The sequence below is a fragment of the Rathayibacter sp. AY1E2 genome, assembly GCF_002932325.1.
Lineage (GTDB): Bacteria > Actinomycetota > Actinomycetes > Actinomycetales > Microbacteriaceae > Rathayibacter.
This window is the reverse complement of the sequence record NZ_PSVO01000006.1, coordinates 1-19,422: the sequence shown is the minus strand read 5'-3', so window position 1 is coordinate 19,422 and position 19,422 is coordinate 1. Positions and strand designations below refer to the sequence as shown.

The window sequence follows — 19,422 nt, the reverse complement described above, 5'->3', positions numbered from 1 at the left end:
ACCGCCCGCCCCCTCCTCCACCACTCCGCTCCGACGCCAGAAGGACTCCCTGACGTGATCGACATCCTCCCGCGACGACTCCTCGTCGGCGCGCTCTTCTCGGTCGCCCTGGTGATCGTCCTCGGGATGGGGTACATCTTCTCGACCCGGGAGCCGGCCACCGGCCTCCTGGTGATCGCCGCCGGAGTCGGCGGCATCGTCGGCGCCTACGTTCTGCTGCGGGTCCCCGCGCACTGGCTGCCGGCGATGGCGCTCGCGTTCTTCGCGCTCGTCCCGACGCCGCTCACCCCCTCGACCCTGACGTTCCGCATGACGCTCTGGGCGGTCATCCTCGTGATCTGGGCGATCCGGCGCGGGCTCGCTCCCGAGCTGTGGCGCGCCCCCGTCAAGGCGTGGACCCGCGAGCTCGTGCTCTCCCCGTGGCGGGCCGTGGTGATCCTCGCGTTCATCGCCCTCATGCTCTGGTCGGCCGTCGCGACGGTGCGCGGCTCCTTCGCGAGCGAGGGCGTCTCGTGGCTGTTCAGCTTCGCGATCTGCGTGGGCGTGCCGATGCTCGTCTTCGACGCCCAGCGCGAGGCCGTGCTGCTGCGCAAGACGTGGGTGATCCTCTCCGGGCTGCTCGCCCTCTACGCCGCCCTCGAGCTGGTCGCGCAGAGCTCCCCGATCCTCGGTGCCGTCTACGGCGCCCTCGGCTACGAGCAGGACCAGCACTGGTCGCTCTACCGCGCCGAGATCACCTTCGGACACCCGCTGCTCGCCGGCACCTTCCTCACCGTGGGCGCCGGGCTCGCCTTCGGCTCCTGGCTCCAGGGCTCCCGCAAGTCGGACCTGCTGCTGGGCATCCTGGCCTCGGGCGGTGTCGTCGCGACCGTCTCGCGCGGACCGATGGCGGCCATCGCCGTCGCGGTCGTCGTCGCGCTCGTCGCCGTCGGCTTCCTCAACCCGGACCGCTCGCTGCTCCGGCCCGGCTCGATCCTGATCGCCGGCCTCATCGCGGGCGTCGGAGTCCTGAACTTCGAGCCCGTCACCGCCCGCAACAACAACCTCGATGCGTCCATCTCGGCCGGCGCCCGCGACCTCGCGGTGACCGTGTCGCTGAAGGCGGCCGAGCTCACGCACTGGCTCGGCTCCGGAGCGGCGACGTCCGGCATCAGCGGCAGGCGGTTCTCGGACGTGGTCATCGAGAACTCGTTCCTGCAGCTGCTGATCAGCGTCGGCATCCCCGGCCTGCTGTTCTTCGTGATCATGGTGGCCGCGATGTTCGGCGCCACGCTCAGCCGTCGCGACGTCGGCCCCGCGGCCGGCCTGCTCGGCTTCATGGTCTGCCTCGCCGGCTACAACGCCATCGACGCGGTCCGCCCCAGCCACCTGCTCCTGGGCTTCCTCGTCATCATCTGCCTGAACCCGGTGCACGTCCCCGACTTCTCGAAGGGCATCCGGATGCGCCAGCCTCTCGGGGCGCGGATCTTCGACGCGCCGATGGCCGTCGGGATGCGGGGCGACCGGTGAGCCGCCGCTCCCGCAGGAACGACTCGTCGCCGGCCGCGCTCGTCGTCCAGCAGTCGCTCGCGCCGCCGGACTCGACCACGCAGTACGTCGACTCGATCGTCGACGGCCTGGCGCCCGGCGTCGAGCTGCTGTTCTTCTCCTGGCGCAGCGCCCTGCTCGCCGACTACGACGTGCTGCACGTGCACTGGCCCGAGCTGATGATCCGCGGCCGCAGCCCGCTGCACCGCTTCCTGCGCCGCCGCGCCCTCGACGTGCTGCTGGTGCGCCTCGCGCTCCAGCGCATCCCGCTCGTGCGCACGGTGCACAACCTGCACCCGCACGAGCTCGGTCCCGCCGCCGAGCGCCGCTCGCTGGCCCGGATCGACCGCGCGACCGACCTGTTCGTCCGCCTGAACCCCACGACCGTCACTCCCGGCCGGGCGCCCGCCGTCACCGTGCTGCACGGCCACTACCGCGACCAGTTCGCCCAGCACCCGCTGCCCGAGCGCGAGCACGGCCGCGTCCTCTACTTCGGCATCATCCGCCCGTACAAGGGCGTCGTCGAGCTGATGGACGTGTTCCGCGGCGTGGAGGACGACTCCCTCTCCCTGCACGTGGTCGGCAGCCCCAGCACGGGCCAGCGCGAGCTGGTCGAGGAGCGGGCCGCCCGCGACACCCGGGTGCGCACCACGCTCCGCCGGGTCGACGACGCCGAGATGGTCGACGAGATCGGCCGGGCCGAGCTGATCGTCCTGCCCTACCGCGAGATGCACAACTCCGGCTCGATCCTGGTCGCCCTCTCGCTCGGCCGGCCGATCCTGGTGCCGCGCACGCCCACCAACACGGCCCTGGCCGAGGAGGTCGGCAGCGACTGGGTGATCGAGTACGACGGCGATCTCACGCCCGAGCTGATCACCTCCGCCCTCGAGCGCACGCGCACCCGTCCGCCGGAGGGGCTCCCCGCCCTCTCCGGTCGCGACTGGGACGTGCTCGGACTCCAGCTCAAGAAGGCCTACGAGGGCGCGATCGCCACCAAGAAGGGCTCGACCCGATGACCGGGACCACGCAGAAGCCGTCTCCGAGCCTCGGCCGCTCCGCGAGCCGCGGCGCCGCCGTCACGATCGGCGGGCAGGCGATCCGCATCGCCGTCCAGCTGGGCAGCATCGTCGTCCTCGCGCGCCTGCTCGCGCCGGCCGACTACGGCCTGCTCGCGATGGTCACGGCGATCATCGGCATCGGCGAGATCTTCCGCGACTTCGGCCTCTCCTCCGCCGCCATCCAGGCGAAGGAGATCACGCCGGGCCAGAAGAGCAACCTGTTCTGGATGAACGCGGGCATCGGCCTCACCCTCACCCTGCTGGTCATCGCGGCCTCGTGGCCGATCGCCGCCCTCTACGGCGACGACCGGCTCCAGCTGCTGACCGTCGTGCTCTCCTCGACGTTCCTGATCAACGGGATCTCGACGCAGTTCCGCGCCGACCTCGCCCGGCACCTCCGCTTCGTGAAGCTCACCCTGGTCGACATCGTCGGCCAGGTGCTGGGCCTCGTGGTCGGCGTGCTGATGGCGCTCGGCGGCGCCGGCTACTGGGCGCTGGCCGCGAGCCAGGTCGTGCAGCCGCTCATCGGCGTGCTGATGCTGGTCTTCATCACGGGCTGGCGTCCCGGCCGCTACCGCCGCGGCGAGGCGATGGGCCACTTCCTCCGCTACGGAGGCGGCGTCTTCGCGACCCAGGCGCTGACCTACGCGAGCAAGAACGTCGACTCCGTCATCATCGGCGCGCGCTTCGGCCCGGTCGACCTGGGCCTCTACAACCGCGCGTTCCAGCTGATGATGCTGCCGCTGCAGCAGCTGAACGCCCCGGCGCAGCGCGTCGCCCTGCCCGTGCTCTCCAAGCTGCAGGACGAGCGCGAGCGGTTCCGCACGTTCATCCTCTTCGGCCAGTCGGCGATGCTGACGGTGATGGGCCTCGTGCTCGCCGTCCTCGGCTCCCAGTCCGACTCGGTCATCCGGATCCTGCTGGGGGAGCGCTGGCTCGCCTCGGTCCCGATCTTCCAGATCCTGCTCGTGGCCGGGTTCTTCCAGGCCACGGCGTACTGCTCCTGGTGGGTGTTCCTCTCCAAGGGCCTCGTGCGCCAGAGCGTCTGGTACAGCCTGGCGACCCGCCCGCTGATGGTCGTCCTGATCCTGCTCGGCTCCAACTGGGGAGTGACGGGCGTCGCGGTCGCGTACGCCGGCTCGCTCGCCCTCACCTGGCCGATCGCGCTGATCTGGATCGGCCGCACCTCCGACGCCCCCGCCCGCGAGATGTTCACCAACGGCCTCCGCAGCGGCATCGCGTTCGGCTCGATCACGGTCGGCTCCTTCTTCTCCACCGTCTGGATCGCCGCCGACCAGCCCGTCCTCCGCCTCCTCGTGGGCGGTGCCGCCGTCCTGGTCGGGGTCGGGCTCTGGATGCTGATCCTCCCCGCGTTCCGCCGCCAGATCCTCGGCCTCGCCGACCTGCGCCGCCACTTCCGCCGCAGCCGCCCGGCCGCCGCTCCCGCCCCGGCCACGGTCGACGCCACCAGCCCCACCGGTGACAGCGCGCTGGTCGACGGAGCCGTCACGGCCGGCACCCCCGACTCCGAGCGGCCTCCCGCCGCCGTCCCCCCCACCGAAAGAGATCGATGAAACTCAAGCTCGGCGTCGTCAAGTCCTGGAAGAAGGACTTCGTCACGACGACCCGCCTGCCCGCCCGCCGCGACGCGGCGGTGCTCCGCGCCGCCCTCGCGGACCTCCGACCCGAGCCCGAGTCGCACCTCGTGATCGCCGCTCCCGGCAGCGGCAACATCGGCGACCAGGCGATGCTGGAGGCGTTCCTCGAGAACACCACCGGTCCTGTCGTGGTCGTCCAGCGCTACGCCGGCGACGTCGTGATCCCCGAGGAGCAGGCCGACCGGGTCGAGGTCGTCGAGCTCCCGCACCTGGTCTACGGAGTGGGCGACGCGCACGCCGCCGACCTCCGCGCCTACGCCGCGCTGATCCGCCGCGCCCGCTCGGTCTCGGTCGTCGGCGCCGACATGATGGACGGCAAGTACAGCCTCCGCGGCTCGGTCCGCCGCTCCCTGCTCGCGCAGGCGGCCGCTGAGGCAGGGGTGCCCACGCGCATCCTCGGCTTCTCCTGGAACGCGGCGGCCCGCCTCGCCGCCCGCCGCTCCCTGATCGCCGCCTCCCGCGCCGGCGTCGTCCCGATGCTCCGCGATCCGCTCTCGGCGGAGCGCGCCCGGAGCATCGGCGTGCAGCGCGTCGAGGAGGTCACGGACATCGTCTTCTCGGCGCGCACCCGCGACCGCAGCTTCCGCGAGGGGCTGGGACTGCCCGAGGGCGTCCCCTTCGCGCTCGTGAACGCGAGCGCCCTCGTCGCCGGCATGGTCGATCAGGTGCCGGAGTACGAGCGCATCGTCGACCGCCTCCGCGCCGCCGGCGTGCACGTCGTGCTCCTCCCGCACGTCTCCCGCCCCATCGGCGACGACAAGGTGGCCGTCCGCGCGGTCGCCGAGCGCGTGGGATCCGAGGGCGTCACCGTCGTCGACCGCGTGCTCATGCCCGCCGAGATCCGCGGCCTCGCCGAGGACGCCCTGCTGACCGTCACCGGCCGCATGCACCTCGCGATCATGTCGCTCTCGCTCGGCGTCCCCGCGATCACCCTCGCCACCCAGGGCAAGGTCGAGGGCATCATGCGCCTCATCGGCCTGCCGCAGCTGTGCGTCGAGCCGGTCCCCGGCTTCGCCGACCGCGTCCTCCCGGTGATCGACCGCATCCTCGCGGAGCCGGGCGACGGCGGCGTGCGCGCCACCATCGACGCGGCCATGCCCGAGGTGCGCCGCCTCTCGGCGCTCAACACCCGCGGCCTCGGCGCGGAGGTCGTGCGATGAGCGCGGCGCAGGAGAAGGGACCGCGCATGCGGATCATGTTCGTCGTCACGTCGCTGCACGGCGGCGGGGCCGAGTTCGTCGCCCGCACCTGGATGGGCTGGCTCCTCGAGCAGGGCCACCACGTCGACGTCGTCACCACCTCGGTGAAGGGCACCGACGAGTACCTCCCCGAGGGCGCGGTGCTGCACCGCATCGGCGAGGGCAAGGGCCACGTCGGCAAGGCGCGGATGCTCAAGGAGCTGTTCCGCCGCCGCACCCCCGACGTCGCGGTCGCCCTGCAGGGCTACCCGAACATCGTGCTCCTGGCCTCGGCCGAGATGACCGCGAAAGCGGACCGCCCGAAGACCATCGTGAGCGAGCGCAACCTCGTCTCGCTCGGCATCCCGGGCTTCTCGAGGACGCAGAAGGTGCAGCTCGGGCTCGCCAAGACGCTCTACCGACGCGCCGACCACGTCATCGCGATCTCGCACCCCGTCGCGGGCGAGCTCGTCGCCGGCTTCGGCGTCTCGGGCGAGCGCTGCACCGTCGTGCCGAACCCGGCGACCGCCAAGGTCGACCGCTCCCGCCAGGTCTCGCGCACCCCCGGCACTGCAGCGGGCCTGCAGATCGTGCTGCCCTGCCGCCTCGTCGTCCAGAAGCGCCCCGAGCTCGCGATCCTCGCGGCCGAGGAGCTGGAGCGCCGCGGCATCCCCGCGAAGGTCGTCTCCTTCGGCGGCGGCCCGCTGCTCGGCAGCATGAAGGCGGAGGCGACCGCGCGCGGCGTGGACTTCCAGGACATGGGCTGGGTCGAGGACTGGTTCCACCACTTCGACGAGAACGCCGTCGTGCTGCTCCCGTCGCTGCGCGAGGGCTTCGGCAACGTGCTGGTCGAGGCGGCCGCCGCCGGCGTCCCCTCGGTCGCCGTGTCCGGGGCGCTCGGAGTCGCGGACGCGATCGTCCCCGGCCTCACCGGCGAGCTCGCGCTCACCCCCTCCGCCTCCGACCTCGCCGACGCGCTGATCCGCGCGAGCGAGCTCGAGATCACCGGCATCGACCGCTGGCTCGACCGCTTCTCGCTGGAGTCCAGCGGCCGCGACCTCGAGACGGTGCTCCGCCGGGTCGTGGGGCAGAAGTGACCCTCGTCTCGGTGGTGGTCCCGGCGCACCAGGAGGAGGCGCACCTCGCCTCGGCCCTGGAGCGCCTGCTGCGGCAGACCCACGCCGAGCTCGAGATCCTCGTGGTCGACGACGCCTCGACCGACGGGACCGAGGCGATCGGCCGCGCGTTCGCCGAGGAGCACGAGCGGATCCGCTACCTCCGCCAGGACGAGAACCAGGGCGTCGCGGCCGCTCGCGAGCGCGCTGTCGGCGAGGCCGCCGGCGAGTGGGTCTGGCTGGTCGACGCCGACGACGAGTGGCCGGAGACCGCGGTCGAGGCCATGCTCACCGCGGGGGAGGCGGGCCGCGCCGACGTGGTGGTCGCCCAGGCGGTCACGGTCGACGCCACCGGATCCACGCCCGTCGGCTCCCTGCGCGGCCCGCTCGCGCTCTCGGGCCGGGGCGCCTTCACCGCGCTCCTGGTCGGGGAGCTGACCGGGCACCTCTGGAACAAGCTGTTCCGCCGCGAGCTCTTCGACGGCATCGACTTCACTCGGATCCGCCAGCACTCGGACCAGGCGCAGGTCGCGCAGCTGCTCGCCGCGGCCGACGAGGTCGTCGTCGTCCCCGACTCCGTCTACGAGTACCGCCTCCGCTCGGGCTCGATCATCCGCTCGGGCGCGAAGCGCGCCGACTCGCTCGCCGGGCTCGCCGCCGTGATCGAGCGGACGGCCCGCGGGCTCGACCCGCGCCTCCTCGACTCGCAGGACTACTCCTACTACCGCGCGCGCTTCTCCCTGCTCTCCCGCTTCAAGGACGCCACCTCGGGCGCGCACACTCCCGAGGAGGCGGACCGGCTCTGGCGGGCCGCGCACGACGAGGCGGGACTCCGGCACCTGGTCGCGCTCGTGCGCCGGCGCGACCTCAAGCGCTCCGTCCTCTTCGCGCTCGCCGCCGCGGCGCCCGCGCTCTACCGAGAGGCGATGAGCGCCGGGAACGGACGCCGGTGACCGTCGTCTCCCCGGTGCGCGGAGAGGCCGGAGTGCGCTTTCCGGCAATCGAGTCCTCGTCACTATTCCGTCGAATGTGCGGCGCGGACGATACACCCTTAGTCTTGATCCTCGGTCGCATTCTGCGACCGAGCCTGCGTCCTTCTCTGAGCCTTGTTCACCTCGGATGGAATTCACGAGCGGTACGACCGGGCACAAGGGGGAGAGAATGAAGCTGCTGAAGCCTGCGGGCGGGGCCCGACGCGAATGGGTGGATTTCGCCAAGGGTGCCGCCATCCTGATGGTCGTGTACTACCACACGTCGTTGTACCTCGGTGACATCGGGGTCGAGAACACTCTCGGCCGCATCAAGGTCGTGTTCGAGCTGTTCCCGATGCCCCTCTTCTTCCTGGTGTCCGGTCTCTTCGGCTCGCGCATCCGCACCTGGAGCTTCGGCGACCTCTGGCGCCGCAGGCTGTACCCACTGCTCTGGCTCTACGTGGTCTGGTCCGTGATCCGCATGGCCTTCTACCTGGTCGTGCCGCTCGCGAACGGCGGACTCGGCGAGCTCCCCGCGACCGACCCGCTCAACCTGCTCCTGCTGTTCTTCTGGCCCAGCAGCAGCTACTGGTTCATCTACGGCCTCGTCCTCTTCACGCTCGGCGCGTGGCTCCTGCGCAAGGTCGACCACCGCGTGCAGGTCGCCCTCGCCGCGGTGATGGGGACGATGTTCACCACCGGTCTCCTCAACACGACCAACGTGGGCTGGAACCGCATCGGCGCCCTGTTCGTCTTCTTCCTGGTGGGCACGCTCTACTCGAAGAGGATCATCGACTTCGTCGAGCAGAAGGGGAGCCGCGCGTTCCTCTACGTCACTCCGGTCTTCGTCGTGCTGAGCGCGGTGCTCTTCCTCTTCCCGATCCGCTGGGTGCCGTTCCTCGCCCTCGCCGGCCAGATGGCCGCCGTCGCGATGGGCATCCTCGTGTCGCGGGCCCTCTCCCGAGTGCGATTCCTGAACTTCTTCACGATCTGCGGCGAGCGCAGCCTGCACATCTACCTGCTGCACCTCTACTTCATCGTGATCGCCATCACGATCCTGCGGGTGATCCTCCCCGAGGACCGCTCCGAGATCGGCGGCTTCGAGGTGCCGCTGCTGCTGGTCGTGATGGTGCTCGCGGTCGTCCTCTCGCTCTTCGTGACCCGCTACCTCTCGAAGGTCAAGTGGATCTACGTCCCCCCGGCCGCCCTCGGCGGCCCCGGCAAGCGGCGCAAGCCCGTGCCCGTCCCTGCGCGCGGCCCCGGAGTCGTCTCCGATCCCGCCGCGGTCCCGGCCGATGAGCCCGGCACCTCCCCCAGTCACGAGAAGAAGAGAGCGGAGTCCCACGAGTGAAGACGACACGAGCACGCAGAGCCGGAGTCCTGGCGGCCGTCGTGGCCGTCGCCCTCGGGCTGGCCGGCTGCTCCTCGCAGCCCGAGCCCGTCCGCACGCCCGACGGCTTCACGACGGAGAAGGCGATCGAGTACCGCTCGGTCGACGGCGTCTCGCTGAAGGCCGACGCCTGCCTCCCCACCGCGGGCGGCACCGACCGCCCCGCGCTGCTGATGCTGCACGGCGGAGGGTTCGTCGACGGCGCCCGCGACGAGGGCGGGATGACCGAGCTCTGCGAGTACTACGCCGAGCGCGGCTTCGTCTCGGTCTCCGTCGACTACCGCCTCCTCCAGGACAGCCGGTACCCCGGCCAGATCGAGGACGCGCAGGCCGCCGTGGAGTGGCTGCGCGAGCCCGCGCAGGTCACGCGCTTCGGCCTCGACCCCGCCCGCATCGGCGTGATGGGCAGCTCCGCCGGAGCGATCATCGGAGCGACCATGGGCACGCTCGGCGAGGGCTCCCTCTCCGAGGGCTCGCGGGTCAAGACGGTCGTCGCCTTCTCGGCGGTCGCCGACATGACCGAGACCGGGATGTCGCTGGGCACGCCGGTGCCCGAGGCGAAGGAGCAGATCCTCTCCTACCTGGACTGCGACGAGATCGACTCGACGACCTGCCCGCAGAGCATCCCCGCGTCGCCGATCACCTCGGTCGACTCCACGGACGCCCCGCAGATCTGGCTGACCTCCGAGGACGAGCTCGTCCCGGTCGAGCAGGCCGACGCGATGCAGGTCGCCCTGCAGGACGCCGGAGTGGCGTCCGAGGTCGGCGTGGACGGCTCCGGCCACCACGGGCTCCAGAACAACACCCCGAACAACAAGAAGGCGATCCTCGCCTTCCTGCAGGCCCACCTCTGATCCACCGCTCCCGCGCGAAACCTCGCGGCCGGTTCCGCGCAACGCGGACGACACATCACGACGCTACAGTCAGACCCCCTGCACTCCGGTGCAGTCGACGAAAGGGACACCACACACCATGACCTTGAACGGACTGTTCGCCGGCATCGGCCGGAGGTGGGTCTACATCGTCGCCTTCGCTCTGCTCGGCGCCGTGGCGGCCCTGGTACTCAACGCCGTCCTCCTCCCGCAGTACAAGGCGGACGCACGCGTGTACGTCGCGGTCTCCTCGTCCGGAGTCCTCTCGACCGCGGACCGGGTCGCGGCCAACAGCGCCGCCTCCCAGGCCACGGTCACCTCCGTCGCCCTCGGCACCTCGGACACCGTCCTGCAGGGCGTCATCGACGGCCTCGGCATCGACGAGCCCATCGAGGACTTCGCCAAGCGCGTGACCGTCCTCGCCGAGCCGGAGTCCGTGGTCATCACGATCTCGGCCACCGACCCCTCGCCCGAGCAGGCCGCGGTCATCGCCAACGCGGTCGCCGCCCAGCTCGACGCGGCCGTGAAGGGCGCCGACCCGACGACCACCACGAACGGCGTCGCCGTCCCGCAGATCCAGCTCCAGGTGCTCAGCCAGGCGCTCCCGCCGGAGCTGCCGGTCACCGGTGGCATCCTCGTCCTGCTCGCGCTCGGCATCCTCGGCGGCGCCGTGGTCGGCGTGGGAGTGGCGATCGTGATGACCGCCCTCGACCGCCGCCTCCGCAGCGGCGACGACGTCCGCTCCGCGATCGACCGGCCGCTGCTGGGCATCGTCCCGGTCAAGGCCACCAAGCTCGACGAGATGCTGAACTCGACCGAGATCCCGGCCCGCTACTCGGCCGTCGCGTTCGAGCTCTCCGCCATCGCGCGCACCCGCTCGTACTCCTCCTTCGCGATCGCCCCGGCGTCCGAGAAGACCCCGCACACCGCCAGCGCGGTGCTGCTCGCCAAGGCGCTGGCCGTGCTCGGCTCGTCCGTCGTGATCGTGGACGGCACCGCCGAGGGCTCGGCTCTCGCTTCCGCCTCGGGCGGACGCCCGGGCCTGCGCGAGGTGCTCGCCGGAGCCGCCTCGCTCGACGACGCGATCATCAAGCGCTCGACCGACCGCGTCGACCTGCTCCCCGCGGGCGGCGCCCAGGCCGGCACGCCGATGCCGACCGACGCCCTCCGCGCGCTGGTCGAGGAGCTCGAGAAGGTCTACGACATCGTCCTGATCGTCACCGGCACTCTCGGCGCGACCGAGCAGTCGCCGACCTTCCGCGGCGTGGCCGACGGCGCCGTCCTCGTCCTGATCGAGGGCAAGGTCGACTCGCCCCAGGCCGCCGCCGATGTCCACTGGATCGAGACCGCCGGCACCCCCGTGGTCGGCGCGGTCGTCCTGGCCCGCCACAAGCTGCAGAAGGCCCCCGCGATCGTCTGATCGCGTCCTCGCACGCTGCGGAAGAGCGCACCCCGGCCCCGGCCGCGGTGCGCTCTTCTGCGTCCGGGGACTGCGCGGTGCCCGGCGGGGGCCCGGCTTGCCCTCTGTCCGGACCCAGCCGGCCCCTCCGACGCCTGGCCGGCACTCCAGCCCCCTCCACCCCTCCGCGAGCCCGCTCACTCCGCGAGCCCGCAGAACTCGCGGTACTCGCGCGCGACTCCGCCCACTTCCGCGGACTCGGCAGGAGGCGGCGTCACCGTCCGAGCCCGCGGGCTCTCCGGGGCCCGGCCGACCGGTCCGTCCCTTCTCAGCGTCTCCAGCGCCCGCCGTGGCCTGATCACGTGCCTCACCGGCTCCCGGGAGCCCGCTCACCCCGCGAGCCCCCCACAAGTCGCAGTACTCGCGCGCGACTCCGCCCACTTCCGCGGACTCGACAGGAGGCGGCGTCGCCGTCCGGGCCCGCTCGACTCCCCGGGACCTGCCCGGCCCGTCCAGCCCTCTCCAGCGCCCGCCGTGGCCGGACCAGGTGCCTCACCGGCTCCCGGGAGCCCGCTCACCCCGCGAGTCCGCAGAAGTCGCCGTACTGGCGCGCGACTCCGCCGACTCCCGCGTGGTCCGCGGGAGGCGGGCACACGCAGAACCGCCGCCGTCGAGGGGACGACGGCGGCGGTTCTGCGCGCGGGGAGCGGATCAGGTCACGGCGTGCAGGCCACGTTCCCGATCAGGTCCTTCCCGGAGTTGGAGCAGCTCAGCGTGTTTCCGCTGGTGGACCAGTTGGACGGCTGGTGGAGGTAGACCACCGCGTTGCTGGTCTTCAGCGCGAGGTTGCCGCTGATGGTGTTGTCGTTGCCCGAGCCGTCGGCGCGGGTGATCACCTGGTAGCCGTAGGTGGTGGTGCCCGCGGCGGAGTTGCCCGCGGCCAGCCAGCTGTTGCCCGAGACCAGGATCAGCGAGACGACGTCCGAGGCGAGCCGAGATCCGCCGAGGACCGTGTTCCCGATGATGTCGCCGTCGAGGGTGCCCTCCTTGGCCTCGATCGGCTCGGCGCCGGTGTCGCTGATCGCGTTGTCCACGACCGCGATGCGGGCCGTGCGGTCAGGGTTGCAGCTGTTGTACTCGCACCAGTTGCGGTCGGAGGTGCCGACGTAGACGCCCTCGCCGTACTTGGCGGAGACGATGCCGGTGCGGCGGATGGTGCTGCCGACGATCAGGGAGTCGGTGGTCTGGTTGCGGAAGTGGACCGCCTCGTAGCCGATCTCGCTCACCGTCAGGCCGGCCATCTGGACGCCCTTGCTGGCGAGCACCTGGATGCCCTGGAAGGAGCTGCGGACCGAGAAGCCCACGAGGTGGACGTCGCTCACCGTGTTCAGGATGAGCGCGGTACCGCTCGAGGTGGATCCGGAGGTGAGGACCGCGTTGGGCGAGCCGCAGATCCAGATCGACCCGGGCTGGGCGGCGGTGCCGCGGAGGGCGAACTTGCCGGTGTAGACGCCGTCGGCCAGGCGGATGACGTCGCCGGAGGAGGGGTTGGTCAGGGCCGTGACGAGCTGCGCCGAGGTCGACACCGTCTTGGTGGCGGCGGGGCAGTCGAAGGCCGCGAGCAGCGAGGCGCGGGAGGCGAGGATGTCGGCCGAGGTGGTGGCCGACTCCTTCAGCCGCGAGTCGCGGCCGGCGTCGTCGGTCGCCGTGACGGTGTACGTGTAGGCGCGTCCCGCCTCGGCGGTCTCGTCGCGGTACTGGCGCACCGGGTCGGCGACGGTGCCGACGACGGTGTCGCCGGAGCCGTCCTCGTTCGAGCGGTGCACGTCGTACGAGACGACCCGCGAGCTGAAGGGCGCGTCCCAGGCGACGGTGTAGCCGTCGGTCAGGGGGGAGAGCTCCACGGCGTCGGTCGCGAGGCCGTCCTCGGCGAGGACGAACGCGTCGATGATCAGGTTCTTGTCGGTCGACTTGGAGTTCTTCGTCCCCGTGTAGGAGATGGTCACGGTGTGCGTGCCCGCGGCGAGGTCGGTCGTCTCGTAGACCGGCACCTGGTACTGCGCGGTCGAGCTGTAGCGGTCGACCTTGGTGACGGGTCCGCCGTCGACCGAGACCGCGGCGATGCCGGAGGAGGAGGTCTTCCGGCTGATCCAGCGCCACGACGTGCCGACGAAGGTGAACTTCACCGATCCGGCTGAGGTCAGGTACTTCATCCCGCCTCCGCTGTCGCCGCCGGCCATCGATCTCCACGAGCCGGTGTACTGCAGCGCGGGGTCGGTCTCCTGCACGAGGAGGCTGGTCGCTCCGGAGGGGTCGAGCACGGGGCCGTCGTCCTCGCCGCCGCCGGTCTCGTCGGTCGGCTCCTCGGTGGCGGGAGTCGCGCGGGTGATGTCGAACGCGTCGATGACCAGGTTCTTGTCGCTCGCGGAGCTGTTGGCCGTGCCGCTCCAGGCGATCTTGACCGTGTGGACGGTGTCGGCGAGGTCCTTCTTCGTGAACACCGGGACCTGGTACGCCGTGGTCTTCGTGTACCGGTCGACCGAGGTGCTCGCGCCGTCGACCGTGACGGTGGCGATGCCGGCGGAGGCGGTGGTGCGGCTGACCCAGCTGAAGCCGGTGCCGCGGAAGCTGAACGAGACGGAGCCGGTGCTGTTGAGGAACTTGATCCCGCCGCCGCTGTCGCCGCCCGTCATCGTGCGCCACGAGCCGCTGTAGGTCAGCGAGGAGTTCGTCTCCTGGATCCGCGTGCTCTGCCCGGCGCCCGGGTCGAGAGTGGCCGCGGAGGCGGCGGGCGCCGTGAGGGGGGCGACCAGGATGCCGAGAGCGGCGATCAGAGCGGTGGTGAGGGAGAGGCGTGCGCGTCGTCGGCGAGGGCGGGTCGGGTCTGGCGTCGTCTGAGGATTCACGATCGGCTCCGGGTCTTCGAGGGGGCGTCGGGGGCGGTTCGAGGGGGCTGCTCAAGGGGGTGGTGCTGGTCCTCCCGACGCTATAGACGGGCCTTGCGACTGATGGCTGGATGAGACGGATTCAGGTTGTAGTGCCCCATTCGGGCGTGGTGGTCGGGCCTGTATCAGCGATTCCGCTGAAGGACTGGCGAACCGCCGCGCATGCGTGTACACGGAACGGTCACACGCGCTGTCGACGACGGATCGGAGGGCGGATGTCGGATCGGGAGGAGACTCCGGGGATGCCCGTCCGCGGAATGGACGAGGGGGAGTGCTGCTCGGTCGAGGAACGGCGACCCTATCCGGCGACTCTGGACACGGCCCCGGGCCGGGCCGCTGGGCGAGAGAATTGACCGGGCGTTCACCGGGCCGACCCCGCGCCGAAACACTGCGATGATGGGCTGTCCACTGGTGATCGCCGTCGCACCCGCGTCGCGGATCACCCGCCGCGGGCGAGCGGCGGTCCCGACGAGAGGGAGGACGCGATGGACACGGCCACGACCGCGACCGGCGACCGCCCGTCCGCCCCGCCGTCCCGGGATCGCCCGAGACGCCCCCGGGTCCGCGCTCGCACCATGATCGGACGGCTCCTGCTCGTCCCCCTCGTGGTGCTCGCCCTCTTCGGCGCCGGGATCCCGCTCTACGTCACGCCCCCGATCGACCCGATCCCCGAGCAGGCGGACGCGGTCTTCGTGCTCGGCCCGTCCACGAGGGCGCGCGTCGAGTTCGCCCGCCGGATCATCACCTCCGGAGCGACGGACACGATGGTGCTCTCGGTCGGCCCCGGCGAGATGAACGCTCCCTACGAGGCCAAGAAGTACAAGAAGTGCAACGAGCCCGGCGGCGACGTCCTCTGCTACTCCGCCGACCCGCTCACGACCCAGGGAGAGGCCCGGCAGCTGCGCGACATGGCCGAGCAGTACGGCTGGGACCACGTCATCGTGATCACCAACGCCTCCCACCTCGTGCGCGCCGAGATGATCATCGAGCGCTGCTACTCCGGCGAGCTCTCGATGGTGCCCTCGGGCGAGCCGATGGGCCTGGACTACCTGGTGAACCAGTACGTCTACCAGACCGGCGCCTTCCTCAAGGCCTTCCTGGTCACCAACGGCTGTTGACGCGAGCACTCCTCCTCGAGCCGCCGAGCCCGCCTGCGCTAGTCTGCCCGGGGCGCCATCGGCCCCGAGCCCGCTCCTGCGGAGCCCGGCCGGCCCGGCCCACGACGGCAGCGCGGCAGGAGGATCGACCGGGGAGACCCGCGACGCTCCCCGCTCCGCACCGGTCACCCCCACGCGAACCCCTCCGAAAGGCCCGCCCGTGACACCTGCCCGATCGATCTTCGCCGTCGGCCGCGGCCAGTACGAGAACATCGGCGACATCATCCTGCGCCGCCAGCTCCTCGACTGGCTCCGCGAGTCGGGTCCGCTCCACGTCTACGTGGGCCACTCGCCGTGGGGCTACGACGACGGCCTGCGCCTGGGCCCGGACGACACGGTGTACCGCTCGCTCCTGCGCTGGTACGCGGCGCTCGCCCGCGAGGCCCTCGCCGGCCGGGCGAACTCGGTGTTCAAGCCGGGAGAGATCCAGCTGACCCTGATCGGGATGAAGGAGCACCTCGTGATGCTCCCGGGCATCGCCCTCGTGCGCCTCGGCGGCGGCCGCGTGATCCGCGCCGGCGTGGGCACCCGCAACTTCGCCCCGCTGCCCCGCGCGATCATGTGGCCCTCGATGGCGCTCTCGAGCTACACCCGCTGGCGCGACGACAAGACGGCCGGCTACATGCGCGTCGGCGCCGCCATGCCCGACCTCGGCTACGGCGAGGGCTCGAGCGACGCGGAGCTGACCGCGTTCGCCGCGCAGCCCGACGAGGAGCGGCGCGTTCTGGTCCTCTCCCTCCGCGAGGACCACGAGGTGGACGCCCGCCCCTACCCCGAGCAGGAGTGGCTGGCCGCGATCAAGGGCTTCGCCGAGCGCGAGGACCTCGACATCGTCGTCGTCACGCAGGTCGCCGTCGACGCCGAGCGCTCCCGCCGTCTCGCCGCCGACCTCGACGCGGACATCCTCGACTGGGATCCGGCGCACACCCACGACGAGCACGAGATCCTGCTGCGCGAGCTCTACCGCACGGCCCGCGTCGCGATGAGCGACCGGCTGCACGTGATCATCATGGCGTTCACCGAGGGCGCGGCCCCGGTGAGCCTGCAGATGGACGGATCGACGAAGGCCTCGCGCCACTTCGAGACCATCGGGATCCACGACGTCACGGTCGACATGTCCCGGACGACCCCGGCCGCCGGCGTCGAGACCTTCTCCGCCGTCGTCGCCCGCCGGAGCGAGCTGCTCGAGAAGCTGCTCGTCGCCCGCGGGCGCCTCCGCGGCGTCCGCGACGACATCCAGGCGCTGCTCGCCGTGCCGCCCCGCAGCCGCCCGGCCGCCGCGGCAGCCCCTGCCGGCCCGAAGACGCGGGTGTACCACGTCGGCCGCAGCGGAGAGGTCCCCGGAGGCATGACGCAGGTCGTCAACGGGTACCTGCGCTGGCCGTTCGAGCGCTCGGACGTCCGGGTGATCTCCTCCCGCACCGCTCCGGGCGAGCACGTCGCCGCGGCCCGCCTGGCCGCCGGCGCCGCCGCCCGCATCGTCGCGATCGCGCGCCGGGAGCCCGGCGCCGTGATCGTCGTCCACCTCTCGGAGCGCGGCTCGTTCCTCCGCGAGGGGTCCCTCCTCCGCCTCGCGCACCGCCTGGGCCTGCGCACGGTCGCCCACCTGCACGGCAGCGAGTTCGCCGCCTTCACCGCCGCGCACCCGCGCCTGGTGAAGGACGTGCTGCGCAGCGCGGACGAGATCATCTCGCTCTCGGAGGAGACCTCGGCGATCTGCCGCCGCTACGTCCCCGCCGAGCGTGTGCACCTCGTGCCGAACGCGCTCGAGCAGGGCACCCCGCGCGAGAAGACCCGCACCGTCGTCTTCGGCGGCGTCGTCAGCCACCGCAAGGGCGTCGACGTGCTGCAGAAGGCGTGGGCGCAGGTCGAGGGCAAGGAGGGCTGGCGCCTGCTGGTCGCCGGTCCGATCCGCGAGCCGGAGGTCGTCGATCGCGGCGTCCCGGGGATCGAGTTCCTCGGCTCGCTCGAGAACGCCCGCCTGCTCGCCCTGCTCGACGAGGCGTCCATCGCCGTCCTGCCCTCGCGCGACGAGGCGATGCCGATCTTCATTCTCGAGGCCCTCGCCCGCGACGCCGCCGTCGTCTCGACCGCGGTCGGCGGCATCCCCGAGGTCCTCGGCGACGGCTGCGGCCGCGTGGTCGCGCCCGGAGACGTGGAGGGCCTCGCCGCCGCGCTGACCGAGCTCATCACCGACGAGGACGCCCGTGCCGAGGTCGTCGAGAAGGCCGGGGCGCGCTTCCGCGAGCGCTTCTCCGCCGACGCCGTGTTCCCGCGGGTCGAGGAGGTCTGGCTCGGCTGAGCCGCCTGCGACTTCGCCCCGGATCGCGCCCCGGGCCCCGCTCCGGGCCTGGGCGGAGCCGCGGGAGCGTAAAATCGCTGGAGTCCGCGTCGCCGTGCCGTCGCGCGCCCAGCCGTCCGCTCCCGGACGCCTTCTCCCTCCATCCCAGAGAGGCTCGACCGTGGCCATCGCCGCCGACTCCGACCGCCGCCTGTGGACCCTGCCCCTCGCGCGCGCCGTGATCGCGGCGGTCGCCGGCTGCGTCGTCACCTTCTCGCCCGACCACGGGCCCGCCTTCGGCCTCGCCGTCTTCGGCGGCTTCGCGATCGCGACCGGCGCCGTCTCGCTCGCCCTCGGGCTCCGCAGCTGGAGCGGCCGGGCCCGCCCGCTCGCCCTCGGCTCCGCGGTGCTCACCCTGGTCGCCGGAGTCGCGGCGCTCGTCGCGCTCCCGGTCGCCAACCTGCTCTCCTTCGTCGCCCTCGTCGCCGGCTGGGCGCTGCTCTCCGGCTTCCTCGAGTTCTCGAGCGGCCGCCGCGGTCAGGGCCTCGCCGCCCGCGACTCCGTGATCGTCGGCATCGGCACGATGCTCCTCGGCGCCGCCTTCGGACTCCTCCCGCCCCACCCCGTCGTCACCGTCGGCCTCCTCGGCGCCTACGCCGTGATGGTCGCCGTGTTCCTCGCCATCGCGGCGTTCTCGCTCAAATGGGCCGCCGGCGCCGACGCAGCCACCGGACACGATCCCGTCGCCCCCACGACACCGACCTCCGGAGGAGACCGATGACCGCCGAAGGCCAGCAGCCCGACCCCGCCTCTCCCGCCGACCGCGCCTCGGCCGCCGACTCCGCCCCGGCGCGCGACCCCGGCGAGTTCACGCCCGGCACGTTCCAGCCGACCCGCAAGGACCGCCTGCGCCCGCTCGAGCTCATCGGCTTCTCCGCGGTGATGGCGGCCTTCGTCGGCCTCGTCGTCATGCTCTCGACCCGCGAGCCGGTCGTCGCGCTCATCTCGTTCGGCGTCGCCTTCATCGTCGTGCTCGTCGCGATCGCCATGTTCTCGCTGACGTTCAAGCCCGACGAGGCCGAGATCGCGGACATCGACGAGCAGGACTCCGCTCACTAGGTGAGGGACGGCTCCGCCGTCACCTAGTCGGCCGGGAGCACAGCATCGCGGGTGGAGGGTCCCTTCCGCCGCGCATGCTGATCGAGCAGCCCGCAGGGCGTCTCGAGATCCCGCCTGCGCACGCGGGCGCCGCTTCCGCGTCGGTGGTCGCGCGTAGCGTGCGGAGGGTGGCGGAGGCGATCGGGCGGTGGTGGCAGCGGCGGCGGTTCTCGCGCGGCGCCGACGTCCCCTACGCGGTCGGCACCTACCGGGAGGCCTGGGCGTCCTACCCCGTCCTGGTTCGGCAGTACCGCCCCGAGTACAACGAGGGCATCGTGCTCAGCCAGATCCCGCCCGCGGCCGACGTCTACCTGTGCTGGCTCTGCGACGCCGGGCACGTCTTCGTCGCCACCCCTGAGGAGCAGCGCCACCGTCCCGGCCGGGAGCGGCGCCGCTCCTCCTGGTGCCCCGACTGCGCCGAGCTCGCCTCGCCGCGCCTGACCCGGGCCGCGCCGATGATCGGCGGCCGGCTCGCCGAGGTGCTCGCGCCGACGTCCGCCCCCGACGACGGCTCCCTCGTCCTCCTGGCGCCACCCGCCGTGATCGTGCGAGGGCTCCCGACGTCCGCGTCGCTCACCGGCCGCGGGTCCGTGTCGCCCACCGGCCCGAGCGGATCCGCGCCCGCCGCGTCGTCGACTCCTCCGTCCGCTCGATCCACCCCTCCAGCTGCCGCCGCTCCGGCCGCGCGAGACGCACCGCCGTGTGCGCCGGGT

14 protein-coding genes and 1 pseudogene are annotated in these 19,422 nt (G+C 72.2%); 14 read left to right on the top strand and 1 reads right to left on the bottom strand.

Annotation, left to right across the window (positions count from 1 at the left end; genetic code table 11):
- The first annotated feature begins 54 nt into the window (after positions 1-54).
- The 9 genes from C5C49_RS06745 (at position 55) to C5C49_RS06705 (ending at position 11,189) form a co-directional block, all read left to right on the top strand.
- Positions 55-1,509 (top strand): O-antigen ligase, encoded by a 1,455-nt coding sequence (locus tag C5C49_RS06745; protein WP_104249974.1) that lies wholly within the window; start codon positions 55-57, stop codon positions 1,507-1,509.
- Positions 1,506-2,543 (top strand): glycosyltransferase, encoded by a 1,038-nt coding sequence (locus tag C5C49_RS06740; RefSeq protein WP_104249973.1) that lies wholly within the window; start codon positions 1,506-1,508, stop codon positions 2,541-2,543. Before C5C49_RS06745 ends, C5C49_RS06740 begins: the two co-directional genes overlap by 4 nt.
- Positions 2,540-4,159 carry a lipopolysaccharide biosynthesis protein gene (locus tag C5C49_RS17445; protein WP_104345742.1) on the top strand — a complete coding sequence of 540 codons (1,620 nt, stop codon included), beginning with the start codon at positions 2,540-2,542 and terminating at the stop codon, positions 4,157-4,159. The genes C5C49_RS06740 and C5C49_RS17445 overlap by 4 nt, the downstream gene beginning before the upstream one ends.
- Positions 4,156-5,403, top strand: a complete 1,248-nt coding sequence (locus C5C49_RS06730; protein WP_104233543.1) for a polysaccharide pyruvyl transferase family protein — start codon at positions 4,156-4,158, stop codon at positions 5,401-5,403. Before C5C49_RS17445 ends, C5C49_RS06730 begins: the two co-directional genes overlap by 4 nt.
- Positions 5,404-5,429: 26 nt before the next feature.
- On the top strand, positions 5,430-6,518 hold the full coding sequence (locus C5C49_RS06725) for a glycosyltransferase (protein ID WP_181067812.1): 1,089 nt from the start codon (positions 5,430-5,432) through the stop codon (positions 6,516-6,518).
- On the top strand, positions 6,515-7,489 hold the full coding sequence (locus tag C5C49_RS06720; protein ID WP_104345741.1) for a glycosyltransferase family 2 protein: 975 nt from the start codon (positions 6,515-6,517) through the stop codon (positions 7,487-7,489). The genes C5C49_RS06725 and C5C49_RS06720 overlap by 4 nt, the downstream gene beginning before the upstream one ends.
- A 208-nt stretch (positions 7,490-7,697) precedes the next feature.
- Positions 7,698-8,858 carry an acyltransferase family protein gene (locus C5C49_RS06715; protein WP_159940775.1) on the top strand — a complete coding sequence of 387 codons (1,161 nt, stop codon included), beginning with the start codon at positions 7,698-7,700 and terminating at the stop codon, positions 8,856-8,858.
- Positions 8,855-9,751, top strand: a complete 897-nt coding sequence (locus C5C49_RS06710; protein ID WP_104274124.1) for an alpha/beta hydrolase — start codon at positions 8,855-8,857, stop codon at positions 9,749-9,751. The genes C5C49_RS06715 and C5C49_RS06710 overlap by 4 nt, the downstream gene beginning before the upstream one ends.
- Before the next feature lie 118 nt (positions 9,752-9,869).
- Positions 9,870-11,189: a Wzz/FepE/Etk N-terminal domain-containing protein gene (locus C5C49_RS06705; RefSeq protein ID WP_104255871.1), complete on the top strand. Its 1,320-nt coding sequence runs from the start codon at positions 9,870-9,872 to the stop codon at positions 11,187-11,189.
- A 695-nt stretch (positions 11,190-11,884) separates the two neighbouring features.
- Here C5C49_RS06705 and C5C49_RS06700 read toward each other — a convergent pair.
- A complete protein-coding gene (locus C5C49_RS06700) occupies positions 11,885-14,074 on the bottom strand; it encodes a hypothetical protein (RefSeq protein WP_104345740.1) in 2,190 nt (729 codons plus the stop codon).
- 614 nt (positions 14,075-14,688) lie between these two features.
- On the opposite strand from C5C49_RS06700, the gene C5C49_RS06695 reads away from it, so the two are divergent.
- The 5 genes and pseudogenes from C5C49_RS06695 to C5C49_RS17320 form a co-directional block, all read left to right on the top strand.
- Positions 14,689-15,231, top strand: coding sequence for a YdcF family protein (locus C5C49_RS06695; RefSeq protein WP_146084859.1), 543 nt, complete (start codon positions 14,689-14,691; stop codon positions 15,229-15,231).
- Between the two features lie 199 nt (positions 15,232-15,430).
- Complete coding sequence (locus C5C49_RS06690; RefSeq protein WP_104226626.1) at positions 15,431-17,572, top strand: glycosyltransferase family 4 protein; 2,142 nt, start codon at positions 15,431-15,433, stop codon at positions 17,570-17,572.
- A 160-nt stretch (positions 17,573-17,732) separates the two neighbouring features.
- Positions 17,733-18,332, top strand: coding sequence for a DUF308 domain-containing protein (locus tag C5C49_RS06685; protein WP_104255875.1), 600 nt, complete (start codon positions 17,733-17,735; stop codon positions 18,330-18,332).
- Positions 18,329-18,670 (top strand): hypothetical protein, encoded by a 342-nt coding sequence (locus C5C49_RS17325; protein ID WP_258068404.1) that lies wholly within the window; start codon positions 18,329-18,331, stop codon positions 18,668-18,670. Before C5C49_RS06685 ends, C5C49_RS17325 begins: the two co-directional genes overlap by 4 nt.
- Before the next feature lie 167 nt (positions 18,671-18,837).
- Positions 18,838-19,422 (top strand): annotated as a pseudogene (locus C5C49_RS17320) (hypothetical protein); the annotation flags it as partial.